This window comes from Burkholderia sp. LFS061 (assembly GCF_047978125.1).
Lineage (GTDB): Bacteria > Pseudomonadota > Gammaproteobacteria > Burkholderiales > Burkholderiaceae > Burkholderia > Burkholderia pyrrocinia_C.
The window spans coordinates 23,416-45,564 of the sequence record NZ_JBFPFS010000028.1; the positions used below are offsets into that span (position 1 = coordinate 23,416).

Annotated in this window: 14 protein-coding genes and 2 pseudogenes; 10 read left to right on the forward strand and 6 right to left on the reverse strand. The window is 66.9% G+C overall.

All coding sequences use genetic code 11. From position 1 onward, the window contains the following. Positions 1-28: 28 nt before the first annotated feature. From ACNQQL_RS22960 to ACNQQL_RS22985, 6 genes are all read right to left on the reverse strand, one after another. Positions 29-1,081 carry a transglutaminase family protein gene (locus tag ACNQQL_RS22960; RefSeq protein ID WP_347065898.1) on the reverse strand — a complete coding sequence of 351 codons (1,053 nt, stop codon included), beginning with the start codon at positions 1,079-1,081 and terminating at the stop codon, positions 29-31. Continuing rightward, complete coding sequence (locus ACNQQL_RS22965; RefSeq protein ID WP_347065990.1) at positions 1,075-3,681, reverse strand: circularly permuted type 2 ATP-grasp protein; 2,607 nt, start codon at positions 3,679-3,681, stop codon at positions 1,075-1,077. Before ACNQQL_RS22965 ends, ACNQQL_RS22960 begins: the two co-directional genes overlap by 7 nt. A gap of 214 nt (positions 3,682-3,895) precedes the next feature. Continuing rightward, positions 3,896-7,327, reverse strand: a complete 3,432-nt coding sequence (locus ACNQQL_RS22970) for a transglutaminase family protein (protein WP_347065900.1) — start codon at positions 7,325-7,327, stop codon at positions 3,896-3,898. A gap of 93 nt (positions 7,328-7,420) precedes the next feature. Further along, entirely contained in the window at positions 7,421-8,416 is a 996-nt protein-coding gene (locus ACNQQL_RS22975) for a transglutaminase family protein (RefSeq protein WP_347065902.1), read from the reverse strand. Positions 8,417-8,424: 8 nt separating this feature from the next. Beyond that, positions 8,425-9,366, reverse strand: coding sequence for an alpha-E domain-containing protein (locus ACNQQL_RS22980; RefSeq protein WP_347065904.1), 942 nt, complete (start codon positions 9,364-9,366; stop codon positions 8,425-8,427). A gap of 64 nt (positions 9,367-9,430) precedes the next feature. Next, positions 9,431-10,846, reverse strand: coding sequence for a circularly permuted type 2 ATP-grasp protein (locus ACNQQL_RS22985; RefSeq protein WP_072436546.1), 1,416 nt, complete (start codon positions 10,844-10,846; stop codon positions 9,431-9,433). 612 nt (positions 10,847-11,458) lie between these two features. Here ACNQQL_RS22985 and ACNQQL_RS22990 point away from each other — a divergent pair. From ACNQQL_RS22990 to ACNQQL_RS23035, 10 genes and pseudogenes are all read left to right on the forward strand, one after another. Continuing rightward, positions 11,459-12,421, forward strand: a pseudogene (locus ACNQQL_RS22990) (LysR substrate-binding domain-containing protein); the annotation flags it as partial. Beyond that, positions 12,416-13,141: a transcriptional regulator RhlR gene (gene rhlR / locus ACNQQL_RS22995; RefSeq protein WP_347063173.1), complete on the forward strand. Its 726-nt coding sequence runs from the start codon at positions 12,416-12,418 to the stop codon at positions 13,139-13,141. The pseudogene ACNQQL_RS22990 and the gene rhlR, both read left to right, overlap by 6 nt. A 758-nt stretch (positions 13,142-13,899) precedes the next feature. Next, positions 13,900-14,310 carry a hypothetical protein gene (locus ACNQQL_RS23000; protein WP_072436544.1) on the forward strand — a complete coding sequence of 137 codons (411 nt, stop codon included), beginning with the start codon at positions 13,900-13,902 and terminating at the stop codon, positions 14,308-14,310. A gap of 63 nt (positions 14,311-14,373) precedes the next feature. Then, positions 14,374-14,874 (forward strand): hypothetical protein, encoded by a 501-nt coding sequence (locus ACNQQL_RS23005; RefSeq protein WP_347065906.1) that lies wholly within the window; start codon positions 14,374-14,376, stop codon positions 14,872-14,874. Further along, positions 14,831-15,556 (forward strand): autoinducer binding domain-containing protein, encoded by a 726-nt coding sequence (locus tag ACNQQL_RS23010; protein WP_009045585.1) that lies wholly within the window; start codon positions 14,831-14,833, stop codon positions 15,554-15,556. The genes ACNQQL_RS23005 and ACNQQL_RS23010 overlap by 44 nt, the downstream gene beginning before the upstream one ends. 29 nt (positions 15,557-15,585) lie before the next feature. Continuing rightward, a pseudogene (locus ACNQQL_RS23015) lies at positions 15,586-15,882 on the forward strand (hypothetical protein); the annotation flags it as partial. A gap of 102 nt (positions 15,883-15,984) precedes the next feature. Next, positions 15,985-18,297, forward strand: a complete 2,313-nt coding sequence (pgaA, locus tag ACNQQL_RS23020; RefSeq protein ID WP_347065909.1) for a poly-beta-1,6 N-acetyl-D-glucosamine export porin PgaA — start codon at positions 15,985-15,987, stop codon at positions 18,295-18,297. A gap of 15 nt (positions 18,298-18,312) precedes the next feature. After that, positions 18,313-20,403 (forward strand): poly-beta-1,6-N-acetyl-D-glucosamine N-deacetylase PgaB, encoded by a 2,091-nt coding sequence (gene pgaB, locus ACNQQL_RS23025; RefSeq protein ID WP_347065911.1) that lies wholly within the window; start codon positions 18,313-18,315, stop codon positions 20,401-20,403. Then, positions 20,400-21,671 (forward strand): poly-beta-1,6-N-acetyl-D-glucosamine synthase, encoded by a 1,272-nt coding sequence (gene pgaC, locus ACNQQL_RS23030; protein ID WP_347065913.1) that lies wholly within the window; start codon positions 20,400-20,402, stop codon positions 21,669-21,671. Before pgaB ends, pgaC begins: the two co-directional genes overlap by 4 nt. Further along, entirely contained in the window at positions 21,649-22,137 is a 489-nt protein-coding gene (locus ACNQQL_RS23035; RefSeq protein WP_175958863.1) for a Biofilm PGA synthesis auxiliary protein PgaD, read from the forward strand. The genes pgaC and ACNQQL_RS23035 overlap by 23 nt, the downstream gene beginning before the upstream one ends. Positions 22,138-22,149: the final 12 nt, after the last annotated feature.

Below are 22,149 nucleotides of genomic sequence, written 5' to 3' on the forward strand. Positions count from 1 at the left end.
TCGCCCGGGCGGGCGGCATCGCGCGACATCACGGCGCGTCGAGCGGCTCGACCGTCACGCCGACCTTCAGCTCCTGATCCGCGCCGCCGCCGCGAATCACGCCGCGCAGCGGCGTCACGTCCGCATAGTCGCGGCCGATCGACAGCATCACGTAGTCGTCGCCCGGCGCGCGGTCGTTGGTCGGATCGAGCTGTAGCCAGCCGTTGTCCTCGGGCCACGCCGGGTCGTACACCTCGACCCACGCATGTGACGCGTCGGCGCCGATCAGCCGTGGCTGCCCGGGCGGCGGCTGCGTGAGCAGATAACCGCTCACGTAACGCGCGGCCAGCCCGAGCGAGCGCAGTGCGCCGATCATCACGTGCGCGAAGTCCTGGCAGACCCCCTTGCGCAATCGCAGCGCATCGAGTGCCGATGTCGTGATGTCGGTGCTGTTCGGCGTGTACGCAAAGTCGGCGTGCACGCGCCGCATCAGGTCCCATGCGGCCTGCACGAGCGGCCGCTGCGGCGTGAAGCTCGCGGCCGCATACGCGGCGAGTTCGGCGTCGCACGCGACGTGCGGCGAAGCAAACACGAATTCGCTCGCCGCGTCGTAAGGCTGCCCCGCGCGGAACCGCAAGCGGTCGCGCACGGCTTCCCATGCAGTCGCGTGTTTTTCGTCGGGACGAGCGATCGCGGGCGGCGGCTCGCCGCGCGCACCGAGCGACCACACGGGCGGCGTCACGCGCACCGTGCTGCGGCTGCGCACGAGCAGCGCGTCGTGCGGCTGGTTCAGCGCGAACGATGCGCGCGCGTTGCCGAACGCGTCGATCTCCGTGCAGATCGATTCCGGCGCGGGGTTGATGTCGAGCGAGAACGACAGCACCTGCTGGCGCGGCGTCGCGAGCGGTTGCAGGCGCGCCTGGTGCTGCGCCGATTCGACGCGCGCCGCGTACCGGTATTCGGTATCGTGCGTGACGCGCAGCAACCGGCCGGGTGCAATGGCGGCCGGTGCGGCCGGTGCAGCAGGCGCGGCCGGCACCGCTGCCTGTCGTCCGTTTCCGGAACCCGGCGGCGTTTTCGTCGTGCCTTTCGTCGTCACCATAGCGTCCTGCCCGCCTCGCGCACGTGGCTGAAATAACGCTCGCCGATCCGGTTCGACAGTTCCCAGACCGCCTTCGCCGTCGCGTCGAGCATGCCGAGCAGCTTGTCGTGCCGGCCGCCGTCGGCGGTTTCGCACAGCTCGTGCAGCGACCATGCGGACACGTCCGGAATCGTCTCGGCCAGCTCGGACAGCGCATAACCTTCGCTGCGCTCAACCTTCGCCAGCCGGCCGCGCAGCGCCTGCACGACCCAGCCGAGCGAGCGCGGGTTGTCGGTATCGAGCACGACGAGCGACAGCAGCGGCGCGACGTCGAAGCCGCGCTGGAACCGCGAGCGGAACGTGATCGTGCTGTCGAACAGCTCCAGCACGAGTTCGAAGCCGTCCTGCCGGTACACGGCGCCTTCGTCGAACGCGAACTTCAGCACGCTGCACAGAAAGTCCAGCCGGTCGATCTGCCTGCCGATCGACAGCAGCCGCCAGCCGTCATCGCGCGTCATGTGGTCGGTCTGCGCGCCAGTGATCGCGCCGAGCAGCAGGCCGAGGCGTTCCAGCAGTTGCAGCGCCTCGTTGCCGATCTGCTCGTCGGCTTCCGGATGGTCGGCGCTGTCCGCGAACAGTTGCGTCGCGTCGTCGATCAACCGCCACTGATCGCTCGACAGCCGTTCGCGAATCGCGGCGGCCGCGCCGCGCATCCCGAACAGGCACGACGCGATTCCCGAGGTGCGATCCGCGCCGCGCGTCAGCGACGTCGCGAGCGCGTGCAGGAACGCACGCGGCGCATCGACGGCGTTCGGCGCGTCGGCCGCGATCAGGCCCGTGTCGCGGCACAGCGTGTCGAGCAGTTCCAGGTGCGCGGGGCTGTCGACGTCGTCCTCGCCGCGCAGCCGTTCGAGCGCGGCGCGCGCGAGGCGCATCAGGTTGGTCGCGCGCTCGGTGTAGCGGCCGAGCCAGAACAGGTTCTCGGCCGCGCGGCTCGCGATCGCGCGCGGCCGCTCGACGAGGTCGTCAGGGCCGAGGTGCGTCTGCAGCAGCGTCGTCGAATCGACGATGCCCTCGGTCATCACCCACGTATCGACGGTGCTGCCGCCGTGCGGCATCGGCGCGTTGAACAGCGTGTCGCGCGTGCCGACCCGCGACAGCCCGCCCGGCAGGAGCCGCCAGCGCTGCGCGCCGTCGGCGAGCGCGAACACGCGCAGCAGCAGCGGCTTCGGCACGATGCGCGCGCCGCCGTTGCCGTCGGGCGTGCCGTGCCCCGGCCAGGTCGGCGCCTGCGACAGCGGCAGGTCGGCCTGCACCGTGTAGTGTTCGGGCCGCGCGAGTATCCGCGCGCGCCAGTCGGCAAGCTGCGCCTGCGTGAGCCGCGCGCCGATCACCGGGTCGAACGGGCCGCCCGCCTGCACGTCGGCCGGATACGACGCCCTCACGATGCAGCGCGCGAGCTGCGGCAGCGCGTCGTCGCACGCGGCCGCCTCGCCGCACCACCACGAATGCACGGCCGGCAGCGTCAGCGTTTCGCCGAGCAGGCCTTCCGCGAGACGCGGCATGAAGCCGAGCATGGCCGGCGATTCGAGGAAACCCGAGCCCGGCGCGTTCGCGAGCAGCACGTTGCCCGCGCGCACGGCCTGCAGCAGCCCCGGCACGCCGAGCATCGAATCGGGCCGCAGTTCGAGCGGATCGAGCCACGCGTCGTCGACGCGCCGCAGGATGCCGTGCACGGGTTCGAGCCCGCGCAGCGTCTTCAGGAATACGCGGTTGTCGCGCGCGGTCAGGTCGCCGCCCTCGACGAGCGTGAGGCCGAGGTAGCGCGCGAGATACGCATGCTCGAAATACGTCGCGCTGTGCGGCCCCGGCGTCAGCAGCACGATCCGCGAATTCCTGGCGGCCGGGCTGAGCGCCTGCATGCTCTGCAGCAGCGCGCGGTACGCGGACGCGAGCCGCTGCACGCGCAGCCCGCGAAACCCGCGCGGAAAGAGCCGCGACACGATCAGCCGGTTTTCGAGCAGATAGCCGAGCCCGGCCGCGCCCTGCGTGTGCTGCGCGACGATCCGCCACTGCCCGTCCGGGCCGCGCGCGAGATCGAACGCGACGACGTGCAGCCATGTATCGCCCGGCACGCGCGCACCGCGCATCGCGCGCAGGTAGCCCGGATGGCCGGTCACGAGCGCGGGCGGCAGCAGCCCGCGCTGCAGGATCGTCTGCGGCCCGTACAGGTCGGCCATCGTCGCGTTGAGCAGCCGCACGCGCTGCAGCACGCCGCGCTCGATCGCGACCCAGTCCTCGGGCGTGACGATCAGCGGCAGCAGGTCGAGCGACCACGGGCCGGCCGCGCCGTCGCCGGCGCGCTGCTCGTGCAGCTGGTAGAACAGGCCGTTCTCGCGCATGCGCCGGTGCAGCGCGTCGGCACGGCGATCGAGGTCGGCCACGCCGTCGCTGCCGATCGATGTGAAGAAACTGCGCCATGCGGGCGCGAGCGCAGGCGCGTTCAGGCCGGCCGCGCTGCCGCGCAGTTCGTCGTAACGGCCGGCGGCCGCCGGCGCCGCAAGCGCGGCGGCCAGTTCGGCGGCGTCCGGCTGCGCGCCGGTATCGAATAGCGTGGGCATCGCGTCGGGGTCGGCGAGATGGTCGGAGTGAATGGGCTGCACGGTGTCGTTTCGTCGTCAGGGCGCGGCCGCGCATGCACGCCGCCGCACGGGCGGCGGGCCGCGGCGCGCGGCCGCAATCTGCCCGCATCCTAGCATTCCGGCGCGGCCGCGATCGGCCGGCGCGCCGGAAAGTCGCGAACCGCGCATCGTCGTCAGCCCCGTCATCGGCCGGTCACGGCCGCCGCAGGTCGAGCGTGAACGGGAATTCGCGGCTCGGCGCGGCAGCCGACACGCTCATCCGCCCCGGCGTGTGCCCCATCTCGACAAAGCGCGCGAGCCGGCGGCTCTCGGCCTCGTACGCATTGACGGGGAACGTCGCGTAGTTGCGCCCGCCCGGATGCGCGACGTGATAACGACAGCCGCCGAGCGAGCGCTGCAGCCACGTATCGACGATGTCGAACGTGAGCGGCGCGTGCACGCCGATGGTCGGGTGCAGCGCCGACGGCGGCGACCACGCCTTGTAGCGCACGCCCGCGACGTATTCGCCGACGGTGCCGGTCGGCTGCAGCGGCAGCGCGCGGCCGTTGACCGTCACGACGTGCCGGTTGTCGTTCAGCCCCGTCACGCGCACCTCGAGCCGTTCGACCGACGAATCGACGTAGCGCACCGTGCCGCCGGGCGCACCCTCCTCGCCCATCACGTGCCACGGCTCCAGCGCGCCGCGCAGCGACAGCTGCATCCCGTTCACCGCGATCCGGCCGAACAGCGGGAAGCGGAATTCGAAGTGCGGCGCGAACCACGCCGGATCGAACGCGAAACCGGCGTCGCGCAGTTCGGCCAGCACGTCGTCGAAATCCATCTGAAGGAATGCGGGCAGCATGAAGCGATCGTGCAGCGCGGTGCCCCAGCGCGTAAGCGGCGTCGTGTACGGCGCGGCCCAGAAGCGCGCGACCAGCGCGCGCAGCAGCAATTGCTGCACGATGCTCATCCGCGCATGCGGCGGCATCTCGAACGCACGCAGTTCGAGCAGGCCGAGCCGCCCGGTCGACGAATCGGGCGAATACAGCTTGTCGATGCAGAACTCGCTGCGGTGCGTGTTGCCCGTCACGTCGATCAGCAGGTTGCGCAGCACGCGGTCGACGAGCCACGGCGGCATGTCCTGCCCGTAGAGCAGCTTGTTGCGCTGGATCTCGGCGAACGCGATGTCCAGTTCGTAGAGCTGGTCGTTGCGGGCCTCGTCGACGCGCGGCGCCTGGCTCGTCGGCCCGATGAAAAGCCCGGAGAACAGGTACGACAGCGACGGATGGTTGTGCCAGTACGAGATCAGGCTCGCAAGCAGGTCCGGGCGGCGCAGGAACGGGCTGTCGGCCGGCGTCGCACCGCCGAGCACGAAGTGGTTGCCGCCGCCCGTGCCGACGTGACGGCCGTCGACCATGAACTTCTCGCTGCTGAGCCGCGACTGCCATGCGGCGTCGTACAGGAATTCGGTGTGATCGACGAGCTCGTCGAAGCTCGCGGCCGGATGGATGTTCACCTCGATCACGCCGGGATCGGGCGTCACCTGCAGCAGCTTCAGCCGTGCGTCGCGCGGCGGCGGATAACCTTCGAGCACGAGCTTCACGCCGAGCGCATGCGCGGTCAGCTCGATCGCGCCGAGCAGTTCGAGATAATCCTCGAGCGCGGCGAGCGGCGGCATGAACAGGTACAGGATGCCTTTGCGCACTTCGACGCACAGCGCGGTGCGCGTGATCCACGCGGCCGACTCGAAGCGCTCGGGCCGGCGCTGCGGGTCGTGCGCATGCGCGGCATGCCGCCCGCTGGCCGTGTCGTCGCCGCGCCATTGCATCACGGTCTGCGCGGACGCTTCGCGATGCACGCCGGACAGGTAGCGCGGCGCGTCGGCCGGGCCGGCGTAGCGCGCGCGGATGGCGGCGGCTTCCGGCAGCGCGGCGCGCGGCGCGAACGGATCGCGCTCGACCAGGTACGGATGGTCGGCGCGGGCGGCCCACGGCAGCGAATCGAGCGGCAGCCGATAGCCCATCGGCGAATCGCCGGGCACGAGGTACATCCGCTCGTCGCGGAAGAACCACGGGCCCGTCTGCCAGCGCGGCCCGTCGAGGCCCGGCCGATGGCGGCCCCGCTCGTCGTCCGTACGCTTGACCGGCAGCACGTAGCCGACCACGCTGTCGAGCTGCTGCTCGAACACCTTGCGCAACCGCGCGCGTTCGAGCTCGTCGTCGAGGCGCGAGTCGAACGGATCGACGTTGACGGGCAGCCGGCGTTCGCGCCACAGGTAATACCAGACGTCCTCGTAGCCGGGGCGGATGAATTCGTCGGTCAGGTTCAGCCGCGCGGCCAGCGCGTCGATGAAGCGTTTCGCGTCGTCGGTCGTATACGCGGACGGCTCGCGCTCGTCGGCGAACAGCGACGGATCGTGCCATACCGGCTGGCCGTCCGCGCGCCAGAAGATCGACAGCGCCCAGCGCGGCAGTTGCTCGCCCGGATACCACTTGCCCTGCCCGAAATGCAGGAAGCCGCCGTCGCCGTATTCGGCGCGCAGCCGCTGCACGAGCTCGGTCGCATAGCCGCGCTTGGTCGGGCCGAGCGCATCGGTGTTCCATTCGGCGCCGTCGCGATCGTCGATCGACACGAAGGTCGGCTCGCCGCCCTGCGTGAGCCGCACGTCGCCGGCCGCCAGCGCGCCGTCGACCTGCGTGCCGAGCGTGCGCACGGCATCCCACTGCGACTCCGTATACGGCTTCGTCACGCGCGGCGATTCGTACACGCGCGTCACGGCCATCTCGTGCTCGAACGACACCTCGCATTCGTCGATCAGCCCTTCGACCGGCGCCGCGCTGGTCGGCTGCGGCGTGCACGCGAGCGGGATATGCCCTTCGCCGGCAAGCAGGCCCGACGTCGGATCGAAGCCGATCCAGCCGGCACCGGGCAGGTAGACCTCGCACCACGCGTGCAGGTCGGTGAAGTCGACCGACGTGCCGCTCGGGCCGTCGAGCGATTTCACGTCGGGCGTGAGCTGGATCAGGTAGCCCGACACGAAGCGCGCGGCGATGCCGAGATGGCGGCAAAGCTGCACGAGCAGCCACGCGCTGTCGCGGCACGAGCCGGATGCGAGTTTCAGCGTCTGTTCGGGCGTCTGTACGCCCGGCTCCATCCGGACGAGGTAGCCGATGTCGTGCTGAAGCTGCTGGTTCAGCGCGACGAGGAAGTTCACGGTGCCGGCCGGCGTGCGGTCGACGCTGTCGACATACGCGCGGAACAGCGGCGACGCACTCGTTTGCGGATCGCATGCGAGATACGGCGCGAGCTCGGTCTTCAGCGCGTCGTCATAGTTGAACGGATATTGCTCCGCGCTCGCTTCCAGGAAGAAGTCGAACGGGTTGTACACCGACATCTCGGCGACGAGATCGATCGTGATCTCGAAGGACTCGGTGCGCTCAGGAAACACGAGCCGCGCGAGATAGTTCGAGAACGGGTCCTGCTGCCAGTTGATGAAATGCTGCGCGGGCTCGACCGTCATCGAATACGCGAGGATCGGCGTCCGGCAGTGCGGCGCGGGCCGCAGCCGCACGACCTGCGGGCCGAGGTTGACGAGCCGGTCGTAACGGTAGCGGGTGGTGTGATGCAGCGCGACGTGGATGGACATGGGAGCTCGATTCGGGTTGGATCGGCCGCGCGCGCCGCGTCGCTGTCGACGCGGCGGCCCGGCATGGCGGATGCGGCGAAAGCGCGGGTCCGGTCAGACGAGTTCGGGCGTCTGCACGACGCTGATCTCGACGCCGACGGCCGTCGCGCCGAGCCCCGTCACCGGCTGCGCGTCTCGATAGTCGAGGCCGACCGCGATGCGCACGTAGCGCTCGTCCGGGCAGCGGTTCATGAACGGATCGAACCCGACCCAGCCGAGCCCTTCGACATAGGCCTCGGCCCATGCATGGCCGGCCGGCTGCTGCATCAGCGCGGCGGCTTGCGGCTGCGCGCCGAGCGCCGCCTGCGACTGGCCCTGCGATTGCGACTGCGACTGCGACTGCGCGGCATGCGACGCCCCGAGCACCTGCTGCATGCCCTCGCCGCTCTGCAACGCGAGCGCTTCCTCGTCTTCGTCGTCGCCCGCGTTCTGCTTCGCGTCGGCGATGCGCTGCATCGCGCTGTCGGCGAGCACGTAGCCCGAGATATAGCGGGCGGGAATCTTCAGCGCGCGCGCGGCCGCGATGAACGCGTGCGCATGGTCGCGGCTCGTGCCCTCGCCGCTTTGCAGCGCGGTTTCCGCATCGACGGGCGCGTCGGCGGCCAGGTTCGGCGCGTACGCGATGCGGCCGTGCACTTCCGTCATCAGCCAGTGCAATGCGTCGAGGCCGTACGGCTCGATCGGCAGCGCCTGCGCGAGCGCGCGCACGGTGTCGCCCGCCTTCGTGAGCGCGGTCTCGCGCTCGAAGATCCACGGCGGCGCATAACCTTCTGGATTGCCGAGAATGCCCGCGCGGTCCTGCGTCTCGACGACGCCTGCCGCGACGACGACGATCTCGGCCTTCGCGCCGCGGTCGTGACGCACGAGGTCGATCCGGTTGCCGAGCCCGTCGGCGTACGACAGCGTCGGCTCGACGCCGTCGATCGTGACCTGCCACGCGCGCACCGTCTGCCCGGGCCCGGACTGCGGGCGCAGCCTCAGCCGTTGCAGCGCATGGGTGGCTTGATCGTCGAACTGATAACGCGAAATGTGTCGGATGGCGAGTCGCATGGCAAGCCTCAGTCGAAGTTGTAGGCCTGGGCGATTTCGAGCCCGAGGCTGTTGTTGCGGCCGATGAAGTCGGTCAGGAACTCGTGCAGGCCGCTCTTGAAGATCCGCTCGACCGAGGTATCGGACAGCATCTGCAGGATCTTCGCGGCCGTGTCGTGACACGGATGTGTCACGCCGTAATCCTTCGCGAGCAGGTTCAGGCTCGACACGACGCGCCCGTAGCAATAACGCAGCGAACGCGGCATGCGGCCGTTCAGGATCAGGTAGTCGGCGATGTTCATCGGCTTGTACTGCACGTCGTACACCCAGCGGTACGAACGGTGCGCGGCCACGCAGCGCAGGATCGTTTCCCACTGGTAGTTGTCGAGGATCGTGCCCACGTGCGACACCGACGGCAGCAACAGGTGGTACTTCACGTCGATGATCCGCGCGGTGTTGTCCGCGCGCTCGACGAACGCGCCGATCTGCGCGAAATCGAAGATCTCGTTGCGCAGCATCGTGCTGTAGAAGCTGCCGAGGATCAGCGCGGTTTCGCGCTTCACCTCGTCGAGCACCGCCGGCAGCTCGCTTTCCGGCACCGGCCGCGCGAACGCGCGGCGCAGCGCGAGCCACGCGCCGTTCACGCTCTCCCACGCCTCGCGCGTGAGCGCCGTGCGCACCATCCGCGCGTTCGAGCGCGCGGCCTCGATGCACGACAGCACGCTCGACGGGTTGTCGCGGTCGCGCAGCAGGTAGTCGGTCACGGTATCGGCCGCATACGCATCGTATTTCTGCCGGTAGCCGTCGTCGGCGCCCGAGCTGACGAGCACCGACGACCATTCGGCCGGCGCGTCGGACGTGCGCGTGAGCGCCATCCGCAGCCCGGCATCGACGATGCGCGCGATATTCTCCGCGCGCTCGATATAGCGGTACATCCAGTAGAGACCGCTTGCAGTACGTCCCAGAAGCATCTCGTGTCCACTCCGTCTTCGTTCGGTTGGCGCGCCGGCTCCGGCGCGCGCGGTCGTGTCCGGCTCAGTCGGCCAGCACCCAGGTGTCCTTGGTGCCGCCGCCCTGGCTCGAGTTGACGACGAGCGAGCCCTCCTTCAGCGCGACGCGCGTGAGCCCGCCCGGCGTGATGCGGATCCGGTCCGACACCAGCACGAACGGCCGCAGGTCGACGTGGCGCGGCGCGAGGCCGGCTTCGGTCAGGATCGGCGTCGTGGACAACGCCAGCGTCGGTTGCGCGATGTAGTTCGCGGGCCGCGCGCGCAGCTTCGCGGAAAACGCCTCGATCTCGGCCTTCGACGCGCACGGCCCGACGAGCATCCCGTAGCCGCCCGAGCCGTGCACTTCCTTCACGACCAGTTCGTCCAGATGCTCGAGCACGTATTTCAGGCTGTCCGCATCGCCGCAGCGCCAGGTCGGCACGTTCTCGAGCAGCGCCTTGCGGCCCGTGTAGAACTCGACGATCTCCGGCATGTACGAGTAGATCGCCTTGTCGTCGGCGATGCCGGTGCCGGGCGCGTTCGCGATCGTGATGTTGCCCGCGCGGTACACGTCCATGATCCCCGCGACGCCGAGCACCGAATCGGGGCGGAACGTGAGCGGATCGAGGAACGCGTCGTCGACGCGCCGGTACAGCACGTCGATCGGCTGGAAGCCTTCGGTCGTGCGCATCGCGACGCGGCCGTCGATCACCTGCAGGTCGCTGCCCTCGACGAGGTGCACGCCCATCTGGTCGGCGAGGAACGAATGTTCGTAGTACGCGGAATTGTGGATGCCGGGCGTCAGCACCGCGATGGTCGGGTTGTCGGCGTTGCCGCCCGGCGGGCACACGGCCGCGAGCGACTGGCGCAGCATCTGCGGATAGGTCTCGACCGGGCGCACCTTCACCTGCTGGAACAGCTCCGGGAAGAGCTGCATCATCGTCTCGCGGTTTTCCAGCATGTACGACACGCCGGACGGCGTGCGCGCGTTGTCCTCGAGCACGTAGAACTCGTTCTCGCCGGTGCGCACGATGTCGACGCCGATGATGTGCGTGTAAACGTTGCCGGGCGGCCGGAAGTCGATCATCTCCGGAATGAACGCTTCGTTGTGCGCGATCAGGTGCTTCGGCACGATGCCCGCGCGCACGATCTCCTGGCGGTGGTAGATGTCGTCGAGGAACGCGTTGAGCGCCATCACGCGCTGCTCGATGCCGAGCGACAGCCGGCTCCATTCCGAACCCGAGATGATGCGCGGGACGATATCGAACGGAATCAGCCGCTCGGCGGCCTCCGCGTCGCCGTAAACGGCGAACGTGATGCCCGTCCTGCGGAACACGCCCTCCGCGTCGTGGGCTTTCTGGGCGAGGCTCGCGGGATTCTGCGTGTCGAGCCATTGCTTCAGGCGCGCGTAAGGCGCCCTTACCATGTCGCCGGATTGCAGCATTTCATCGAATGGCTTCATCGATCTTTTCTCCATCGATCGTTTTCCCCGGCATTGCGCATGCCGGACCGGCGTAATGACTACTCTGCAAGGACCGTGCCTTGCGATATCCCCCCTTTTGCGCCGAGCCGGGCATGCCCGCGCGGCCTGCCGCACCATTACGGTGCAGCGCGCGATGCCGATGGCGGCATCGATGCGCCGCGATCGCGCACGGCCGATGCTGCGCCGCGTCTGCCGAACATAGTTCTCCCGCGTGTCGCGAATGTGCAATCTGCACTGCACAAAAAGACGGCCACCCGGAGCGCCGAAGCGCCGGCCGCCGGATCGCCGGCCGCCTGAACCGAGGGGCGGGAAGGCGGGCCGGCACGCGCACCGCGCGGCCGGCCCGGGGAAGTACCGTCTGCGGCCGCACCGGCAGTTCGACGCGATGAACTAATCGGTTAGCCGGGTCCGGCACCTCAACGCTATGCAGCCGTAATCCCGCCGACAACGCCCATGCATATTTCGACTGACACCCATCGAAAAAAAACATCGGGACGATCGGCGCGAGGCGCGGTACGCTAGAAAATTGTTGCAGCGAAGCGGCGCCGCCGCCGCCCTCCCGGCGCCCGACTATAAAAAGCGAAGATCGAAATGGAAGCAAAGTGGCTGGAAGATTTCCTGAGCCTTGCGGATACCAAGAGCTTTTCCCGTGCCGCGCGTAACCGGCACCTGACGCAGTCTGCATTCAGCAGACGAATCGCCGCACTCGAAACCTGGATGGACGCGAAGCTGGTCGACCGGAGCATCAACCCGATCACGCTGACGCCGGCCGGACAGATGTTCCGCGGGCTCGCCGCGGACATCCTGCGCAGCATGTATGCGGCGCGCAATCTCGTGAACGGCTACGACCAGTTCGCGGCCAGCGACCAGGTCGTGCGTTTTGCCGTCGCGCATACGCTCGTCTTCACGCTGTTTCCCGAATGGCTCAAGCAGCTCAACGGCGAGGTCGGCCACGTGACCGCGCGCGTGAACGCGGTGAACGTGCCGGAAGGCGTGCAGCAGCTCGTCGAAGGCGAATGCGACCTGCTGCTCGGCTATCACCATCCGCAGTTGCCGATCGTGCTCGACCCGAACCACTTCCCGTTCGTCAGCCTCGGCGTCGAGCGGATCCTGCCGGTGTCGACGCCCGACGCGCGCGGCAAGCCCGTGTTCCAGCTGCCGGGCACGCCCGATACCCCGCTGCCGCTGCTCGCGTATTCGTCGGGCGCGTTTCTCGGGAACATCGTCGAGATGCTGCTGCTGAATGCGACCGAGCCGTATGTGCTGCACCGGTGCTTCGAGACGCATATGTCCGAAGCATTGAAGGGCATGGTCGTGGCCGGGCACGGGATCGGCTGGCTGCCCGAAAGCTGCGTCGAGAAGGAACTCGCGGAGGGCACGCTCGTGTGCGCGGGCTCCGGGGACTGGATCACCGAACTCGAAATCCGCCTGTATCGATCCGCGCGCAAGCGCGGGCTCGCGGCCGAGCAGCTGTGGACCTACATCATGAACCGGCCGCGCACGGCGGCCGAAGGCGCGAGCGGTGCCGAGCAAGCGGCCGCGCCGGCAATGAGGAATGACGGAGGCTTTTTGCTGTGGTGGGACGGTTTGCGTAGCGAGATGCAGCCGATCCACGACAGCCAGGGCGTGTTCGCCGTCCTGGAAAAGGAAGTGCGGCGCCTGGGCTTCGATTACTACGCCTATGGCGTGCGCCACACGATTCCCTTCACCCGGCCGAAGACCGAGGTCCATGGCACCTATCCCAAGGCCTGGCTGGAGCGATACCAGATGCAGAACTACGGGGCCGTGGATCCGGCGATCCTCAACGGCCTGCGCTCCTCGGAAATGGTGGTCTGGAGCGACAGCCTGTTCGACCAGAGCCGGATGCTCTGGAACGAGGCTCGCGATTGGGGCCTCTGTGTCGGCGCGACCCTGCCGATCCGCGCGCCGAACAATTTGCTCAGCGTGCTTTCCGTGGCGCGCGACCAGCAGAACATCTCCAGCTTCGAGCGCGAGGAAATCCGCCTGCGGCTGCGTTGCATGATCGAGTTGCTGACCCAGAAGCTGACCGACCTGGAGCATCCGATGCTGATGTCCAACCCGGTCTGCCTGAGCCATCGCGAACGCGAGATCCTGCAATGGACCGCCGACGGCAAGAGCTCCGGGGAAATCGCCATCATCCTGAGCATTTCCGAGAGCACGGTGAACTTCCACCACAAGAACATCCAGAAGAAGTTCGACGCGCCGAACAAGACGCTGGCTGCCACCTACGCCGCGGCGCTGGGCCTCATCTGAATGCGCATCGCGCGGCGAAGCGCGGGCGGCAGCCGCTGACATTCGCGTCCGCGCCGTGCGCGTCAACGGCGCGAGCGCGGGTGCGATCCCGGGCAATGCGGTGGCCGCGTGCTTGTGGGTCGCGCCGCTTCATATCGAACGCGCCTCCTTTCCTGCAGCAATCGGCAATCCCGCCGCAACTCGCGAAATCATTTTTCAGGCCCGGAATCGATATCAAAGAAAATGCAAACGTTTGCGATTCAAAATAGTATTTTTTAAGCCCTTCGCACCGATCCCGAATATCTCCTCTTATTTTAATATCAGAAATACCCTGTTACAGAACAAATAAAAAGTTTCTATTTGCATGTAACGAAACGAATATCAAAAAAGACGTCTCGCCCCATTTAAAATCGCGTAACCTGTGTCTGAAATTCACTGATTCGCCTCGAACACAGGCGCAAAACTTTCTTTTATCAGTCGTTATTTTTCGGTACGAATTTCGATACCTCCGACTTGATTCAATGTGTGCTCGATCATCCGTACCGAAAGCAATATTCATATCTGGCAATATCGACTTTCTTCAGTGGTAAGCAGGTCATACAAATCTGTCGCAATCCTGTTTAGATAATATCTTTCAGCGCCGTTCCATTCAAGCCACACGCGGTTGTTGATTCAAAATCCATCGTGTATCAATAGCATGTCGCAAAAAGAACGTTGGCAAATTTGACTCGGAGACTCGGAATAAATGCGCTGCCATTGATTCCGGACGGGAGGTTGCAATGTCTTCCTCGTTTCGACAACATGCTCGCCCTTTCCTGAGCGTCGTCGTATCCGCGCTCTGCCTGAATGCCACGGCCCAGACACCCGCGTCCGGTTCCGGCTCAGGCCGCTATGTGATTTCGTATATCTGCGGCGATGCACAAATCGACGGTACGGCGCCGCTTCCCCCCGACGGCCGTCCGTACAACCTCGGCGTGTCGTTCGCGTCGGCCCGAACCGGGCAACCGCTTGCCAACGTACAGGTGCGCCTGAGGCGACACGGCCGCGTGCTCGTCGAATTCAACGCATCGGGATCGCGCTGCCTGTTCAGCGTGCCCGAGGCGAGCTACCGGGTCGAAGGGACCTATCAGGGCGCCACGCAGTTCGCGATCGTCGAAACGGGCGTACTCACCACGCAATTGCGATGGTGAACGCCGCCTGAACCCGCTCCGACAATGTCATTCACCGCAGCGTATCGAATCTAGGAGCATTGAATGGCTCGCGCAGAACGACCGGACGACCCGCCGGCCCGCCAGTCGAAACCCTCCTGGGGTCCCGGCAAGAACGCCGCACTCAGCTTCGTCGCGTTTGCCACGATCTTCGGCATCTTCGCGTATGCCGAGCGGGACACGGCGCTCGGCCATGCGAGCGTGACGCACGACCTCTCCGGCGTGATCGCAACCGCCGTCGGGAAATACCGCAACGCGATCGTGGCCGCGACGTCCCGCGCAACCGGTGCGTCCGGCGTGTCCGGAACATCGGCCGCCCCCGGGCCGGCGCCGACGATCGCACCGGCCACTCCGCCCGCGCCACCGGCGCCGCCCGCTGCTGCAGCGCCGCCCGTCAAGCTCGCGGTCGAACCGGAAGCCGCGCCGCGGGCAGCGTCCCGCGCCGCCGCGAAACACCGCCAACCGTCGCACGCGCCGCCCGTGAAACTCGCGGCGAATACGCATGGAATTAGGGCAGCAGTTGGGATGGGATGCGTACTTTTATAGTATCTTTGCGCGAACCATGGATATGCAGGAGTTTACGGCTGTCGCGTTGAGGGCCTTGCGCGAACTACGGTTTGATTTTTTTGCCTACGGCATGTGCAGCGTGACTCCGTTCATGCGGCCCAGGACTTATATGTATGGCAATTATCCCGAGGACTGGGTGCAGCGATATCAGGCGGCTAACTACGCGGTGATCGATCCCACGGTGAAACACAGCAAAGTATCGTCGTCCCCCATTTTGTGGAGCAATGAGTTGTTCCGTGGGTGCCCGGATCTGTGGTCCGAAGCCAACGACTCGAATTTACGCCACGGCCTGGCACAGCCCTCGTTCAACACCCAGGGGAGGGTTGGGGTGTTAAGCCTGGCGCGCAAGGATAATCCCATCAGTCTTCAGGAATTTGAGGCGTTGAAGGTGGTGACCAAGGCGTTTGCCGCAGCGGTCCACGAGAAGATTTCCGAGCTGGAGAGCGACGTGCGTGTGTTCAATACGGATGTGGAGTTCAGCGGTAGGGAATGTGATGTGCTGCGCTGGACGGCCGACGGCAAGACCTCGGAGGAAATCGGCGTGATCATGGGGGTGTGCACCGATACGGTGAATTACCACCACCGCAACATCCAACGCAAAATCGGCGCCAGTAACCGCGTGCAGGCAGTCTCTTACGCCGTCGCGATGGGCTATATCTGAATGCCGCGCCGGCCCACGACCGTGCCAACGCACGGCTCGGCGATGCGCATCGCGCACCGCGAACCGAGACGCTGGCGGGCACGAGAAAGCACATGGACCTCGCGCCGAAGCCGCAGTCGTACAGCACCGACACGGCACGGATGCAGACGGCAAGCGTCACGCACGCGGAACTGGAAGGCGCCCGCGCGCTGGCAAAGGCGCGCTGGTGCGCGCAGATCGACGAATGGAACTGTGTGGAGCAAAACGCAAGCCGGGCGCTCGCGATCGACCCGACGAACAGCGAATCGCGTGCGTTGCTCGGGCAGGCGATCCGCAATCGTCTGTGAGCCGGTTCCGCATGACCGGGCCCTCGCCGTCCGGCAGCATGGCGAGCGGCGGCGTGCATCGTCGGGGCAACCGATGTGATCGTTTCGAAGTGAGGACATACCGTGGCCAACAATCGTAAACAACAATGCACCACCGTCGCCCCGTCCAGCCGGCGGATCCTCCTGCATGCGCCGCTCGTGTTGCTGCTCGTCGCGTCCGGCCCCTGCGTCTCCGCCGAAGGCGACACGGAACCGGGCAGCGTCGGCGAAATCGCCGGGACCAGCGGTGCGCCGGATCCGAAGCCGCCGGGCGCGCCGACACCGGGCGCGCTCGCGCCGGACGCGCCACCGCCGAATGCGCCGACCCCGATCGCGCAGGCCGCGAGTGCCCAGACGCCGAATGCCCAGACGCCGACACCGCAGACACCCGGCGCGCCGATGCCGAATGCGCAGGCGCCGGGTGCCCAACCATCGGGTACCCAACCGCCAGGCGCCCAGATCCCCGACGCGGAAACCCCGAACGCGCAGATGCCCGACCTCCGCACCGCCGATCCGGCCACCGTCCGCAACGACGTGTTCGGGCTCGCGTCGAGCGGCGGCGCGGTCATGGCGCTGGAGGAAGCGAAAGCCCGCCCCGACGTCTTCTCCGCCGTCGATCTCGCGCAGCTCGAGGAACTGTCGATTCGCCAGCAGGTGCGCGGCGGACGCGACAAGTCGCGCTCGATGACGAGCGCCGACCGCTTCGACGGGCTCGACAGCGCATTGCGCGCCGCGGACGACCTCGACAAGCGGATGCCGGCCACGCCCGAGTATTCGCAGGTCAGGACGGCGCTCGCCGGCGACCGGACGATCGCCTACGCCGCGCGCGGCGAAATGAAGACGGCCGTCGCGACGTTCGAGACGATTCCGCCGGATGCGGAAATCTCGATCGACGCGCTGGCGGCCGTCGGCGACGCGTACCTGTACCTGAGCGAACCGGGCAAGGCCAACGCCGTGTACCAGCGCGCGCTGTCGCAGGCGACCGCATCGCCGACGGACCGTGCGACGCGCGGCTTCCTGTACGGCGCGCGCACGCGTCCGATCGAATTGCGCGAGGGACTGTTCTGGTCGTACGTCGACCAGGCACGCGCGGCGGACGCGAGCCGGGTGCTCGACGACATGGGCAAATCGCTGCCGCCGGCCAACCAGGTGCGGACCTGGGGGCCGGAAAACGACGACTACCTGCGCTACTACCGGCTGCAGGCGCAATACCTGATCTACACGGGCCGGGTTGAAGAAGGGATCGCCGCGCTGGAAAAGCTCGAGAAGGAAGTGCCGTTCAATGCCGAGGTCCGCGCCGCGCACGCCGACGCCGTATCGGGCCAGTCGCATCCGCGCCAGGCGATCGCGATGTATCGCGCGTCGCTGACCGACCACCCGGACAACGTGGAAATGCTCGCGGGGCTCGGCCGCGCATCGCTGACGGCCGACGATTACGCGACCGCGAAGAGCGTCGACCAGACCTTCGGCAACACGTTCCCGGACAGCGGCTCCGTGCGCGCGTTCAAGCGCGACTACAACGCGTACCGCAGCCCCTTGTTCACGACCGACCTGAGCTTCGAGCACGGCAACAGCGCACTGGCCGACAACAGCTTCTCGTCGGACAGCTATGTGTATTCGCAACCGTTCGGCGACAACTGGCGCGTGTTTTCCCACACGTTCTTCGGCCATGCGCAAACCGACGCCGGCAGCGTCAGCCGCACGCGCACGGGTATCGGCGGCGACTACCGGCACGGGCCGCTCACGATCCTGGGCGAAGTCACGCGCTCGTTCGGCAGCGACGGGCGCACGGGCGGCCGAGGCTCCATCACGTACAACCTCAACGATTACTGGACGGTCAGCGGCGCGCTCGATTCCAACGACAACTCGCTGCCGTGGAAGGCGTATCTCGCGCACATCTGGGGCCGCTCGGCGAACGTCGAGGTCGTGTATCGCCAGAACGACCGCCGCGAAGTCCAGCTGAGCTACGGCGTGAGCCGCTACAGCGATTCGAACCTGCACCAGGAGATTTCAGCGACGGGTACGCAGCGCGTGTACACGTCCGCGAACCAGCTCGTCAACGTATCGCTGAATCTCGGCACCGACAGCAACACGCGGCGGGACGCGCCCTACTTCAGCCCGGGCCGCGACTACGCGGCCGCGGCGACCGTCATGCATCAGCTGACGCTGTGGAAGAAGGGCGACATGTCGTTGCAGCAGCGTCTATCGGCGTCCGGCGGCGTGTACAACGAGCGCGGCTTCGGCACCAGTCCGCTGTGGAGCGCCCGCCTCGCGCACACGTGGACGTTCAAGCACGACATCACGCTGACCTACGGCGTCGAGGTCAGCAGCCACGCATACGACGGCCAGCGCGAGCGTTCCGAAACCGGCTTCCTGTCGCTCAACCTGCCGTTTTAGAAAGGAGCTCGAACGATGCAATCCAGACGGTTCTTCATGTGCGGATGCCTCGGCACGTTTGCAGCCTGTTCGTTGTTCCCGGGCGTGACGAATGCGCGGATGATCGACCTGCTGCCGCCGTCCGATCCCGTCGACGGCAAGACGTTCCGCGTGATCTGCCTGCACGACGTGCGCGACAACCTGCTGTCGACGTTCGCCACGTCGACGATGGTCGATCCGTACGCGGTCGATACCGGTACGCTCACCGCCATCTTCTCGTGGCTGCAGACCAACAACTATCACACCGTCACGGTCAAGCAGATCGAGGCGTCGCGGCACGGCGGCAAGCCGCTGCCGCCGCGCGCGGTGCTGCTCACGTTCGACGACGGCTACCGCAGCCACTACACGAAAGTCCTGCCGCTACTCGAGCGCTTCAAGTATCCGGCCGTGATGGGCATCGTCACCGCGTGGATCGACGCGCCGCCGGATACGCCGATCCGCATCAGCGACCGGATCCAGATGCCGCGCGACTACTTCATGTCGTGGGACGAGGTGCAGAAGGTCGGCAAGTCGAATCTCGTCGAGCTCGCGTGCCACACGCACAACCTCCATCACGGCGCGGTCGCGAATCCGCAGGGCAACGAGTTGCCGGCCACCACGTCGCACCTGTACCTCCAGAACGAGAAGCGCTATGAAACCGATGCGGAGTTCGAAGCCCGCGTGCATGACGACCTTCAGACATGCGTGCGGCAGATTCGCGAACGCACCGGCATCGTCGCACGCTCGATGGTCTGGCCATACGGCGCGGAAAACCAGCCCGTGCGCAAGATTTCGACGTCGCTCGGCATGGACATCCAGTTCAGCCTCGACGCCGGCCCGAATACGCCGGACGTGCCGCTCGACCGGCTGCGGCGGATCCTGATGATGTACGACGTCGACATCGGCGGGTTCGAGCGGTCGATGCGCGAGCCGGCGACCAACCGCGGCGACGTCGATATCCCCGAGCGCGTCGTGCAGGTCGATCTCGACCAGGTCTACGATCCGGATCCGGGGCGGCAGGAAACGAATCTCGGCAAGCTCATCGAGCGCATCTACCGGATGCAGCCGAAATCGGTGTACCTGCAGGCGTTCGCCGATCCGAAGGGCACGGGCGTCGCGGAATCGCTGTACTTCCCGAACCGGCACCTGCCGATGCGTGGCGACCTGTTCTCGCGCGCCGCGTGGCAGCTCAACACGCGCGCCAACGTGCAGGTGTACGCATGGATGCCGGTGCTGGCGTTCCGCCCGCCGCCCGACAAGCATCGCGGGCTCGAGGCCGTCAGCGCGTACGGCGGCGCGCCTACGCGCGAAAACGGCTCGCGCGTGTACCGGCTGAGCCCGTTCGATCCGCAAGCGCGGCTGATGATCGAGCAGATCTACGAGGATCTCGGCAAGTACGCGTCGTTCAACGGCATCCTGTTCAGCGACGACGCCGTGCTCGACGATTACGAGGATGGGGGCCGGCACGCGCTGAGCACGTATTCGCAGTGGGGGCTGCCGGCCGACATCGGCAAGATCCGCGCGACGCCGGACCTGATGAGCCGCTGGACGCGGCAGAAGACGCGCTACCTGATCGAGCTGACGCGCCAGCTCGAGCAGATCGTGCTCGCGAACCAGAACGCGGGCGACGTGCTGACCGCGCGCAACATCTTCGCGCTGCCGGTGCTGAAGCCCGAGTCCGAAGCATGGTACGCGCAGAACTACGACGATTTCCTCGCCACCTACGACTTCGTCGCACTGATGGCGATGCCGTACATGGAACAGGCACCGGACCCCCAGCGCTGGATGGACCAGCTCGTCGGCGCCGTCCGCGCGAAACAGCGCGGCCTCGCGCGCACCGTGTTCGAACTGCAGTCGTACGACTGGCGCGAGCGCAAGGATATTTCCGGCAGCGCGCTGATCGCGCAGATGCGGCGGCTGCGCAGCAAGGGCGCGGTGAACTTCGGCTACTACCCGGACAAGTTCCTGAACAACCAGCCGGATCTCGACACGATGCGCGACGTGATGTCGCTGAAGTCGCGTCTCGATCCGACGTCGATCAACGCGCTGATGCAGATGCAGCGTCCGCAAGGAACGAAGACACCATGACGACCCACGGCATCATCCAGCGCCTGCAGGATTTCGTCTTCTACTACCCGTTCTTCATGTCGTATCTGTGGATGATCGGCGGCGTCGTGCACTACTTCCTGCTCGAAGAGGGGCGCGTGCTGTCGACGCGGACGATCGCGTCGAGCGGCATCCCGAAGATCTCGATCGTCGTGCCCTGCTTCAACGAAGCCGCGAACGCGCGCGCCGTGATCGGCCACCTGAACGCGATGCAGTACCCGAACTACGACATCATCGCGGTCAACGACGGCAGCAAGGATCGCACCGGCGAGATCCTCAACGAACTTGCCGTGGAGATTCCGCGGCTGCTCGTGATCCATCACGCGCGCAACGAAGGCAAGGCGGTCGGGCTCACGACCGCGGCGGCCGTATCGAACGCGGAATACCTGCTGTGCATCGACGGCGATTCGCTGCTCGCGCACGACGCGATCGGCTGGATGCTCGAGCACTTCCTGACCGACCCCGGCGTCGGCGCCGTGACCGGCAACCCGCGCATCCGCACGCGCACGTCGCTGCTCGGCCGCATGCAGGTCGGCGAATTCTCGTCGATCGTCGGGCTGATCAAGCGCACGCAGCAGGTGTACGGCCGCATCTTCACGGTGTCGGGCGTCATCACGATGTTCCGCAAGACCGCGCTCGCCGACGTCGGCTACTGGAGCTCGGACATGCTGACCGAGGACATCGACATCAGCTGGAAGCTGCAGTGCCGCGACTGGCGCGTTGTATACGAACCGCACGCGCTGAGCTGGATCCTGATGCCCGAAACGGTGAAGGGGCTGTACCGGCAGCGGCTGCGCTGGGCGAAAGGCGGCATCCAGGTGCTGATGAAGTATGCGGGCACGCTCGCACGGCCGACGCAGATGATGATGTGGCCGCTGTTCGTCGAATACCTGATCGGCATCGCGTGGGCCTACTCGATGTCGTTCATCCTGCTGCTCGCGCTCGTCGATGTCTTCCATCCGTTGCCGCTGGACTGGCACGTATCGGTCGTGCCGCACTGGCACGGGATGCTGCTGGTCGCCACCTGCATCCTGCAGTTGATCATCGGCAGCATGATCGACCGTCGTTACGATGAAAAACTCCTGATGTATTTCCTGGACACCGTCTGGTATCCCGTGGCCTTCTGGCTGATCAGCATGATCACCACCGTCGTCGCCCTGCCCGCCGTCCTATTGCGGGGCCGCGGCAAGCGGGCCGTATGGGTCAGCCCCGACCGAGGCATTCAACATGAAGAACGCACCGATTATTGACCTTTCCCTGCGCACGCCGCGCGAAATGATCGCCGAGCGCGGCCGCATCACCGGGCTCGTGCTGGTCGGCTGGTTCCGCCTCGTGCGACCCGCGCTGGTGGGCGCCGTGTGGGCATCGATCTGCATCTACACGTACCGCTACCTGCTGCCGTTCAACGAGGCCGAGATGCCGATCGAACAGATCGTGTTCTACGCGACCTGCATCGCGATCATCGCGGGCACGACCGTCACGTGGCTGATCGCGGGGCGCGTCGTGCATCCGCTCGCGTACCGGCTGCGCGTGTCGAAGATGCTGCGGCGCTCGGCCAGCGCGAAGGTGCGCGCGGTGCCGCCGACCGCGCTGGCCGGCGCCCGCCGGCGCGGCGCGCGACGCACGACGCGCATTCTCGTCGCGTCGCACGACGCGAACGGGTCGATTTCCGGCATCGAATGGGTAGCCCATGCGGGGCCGCCGCCCCGCGAGTAGGTTAGCGGAGAC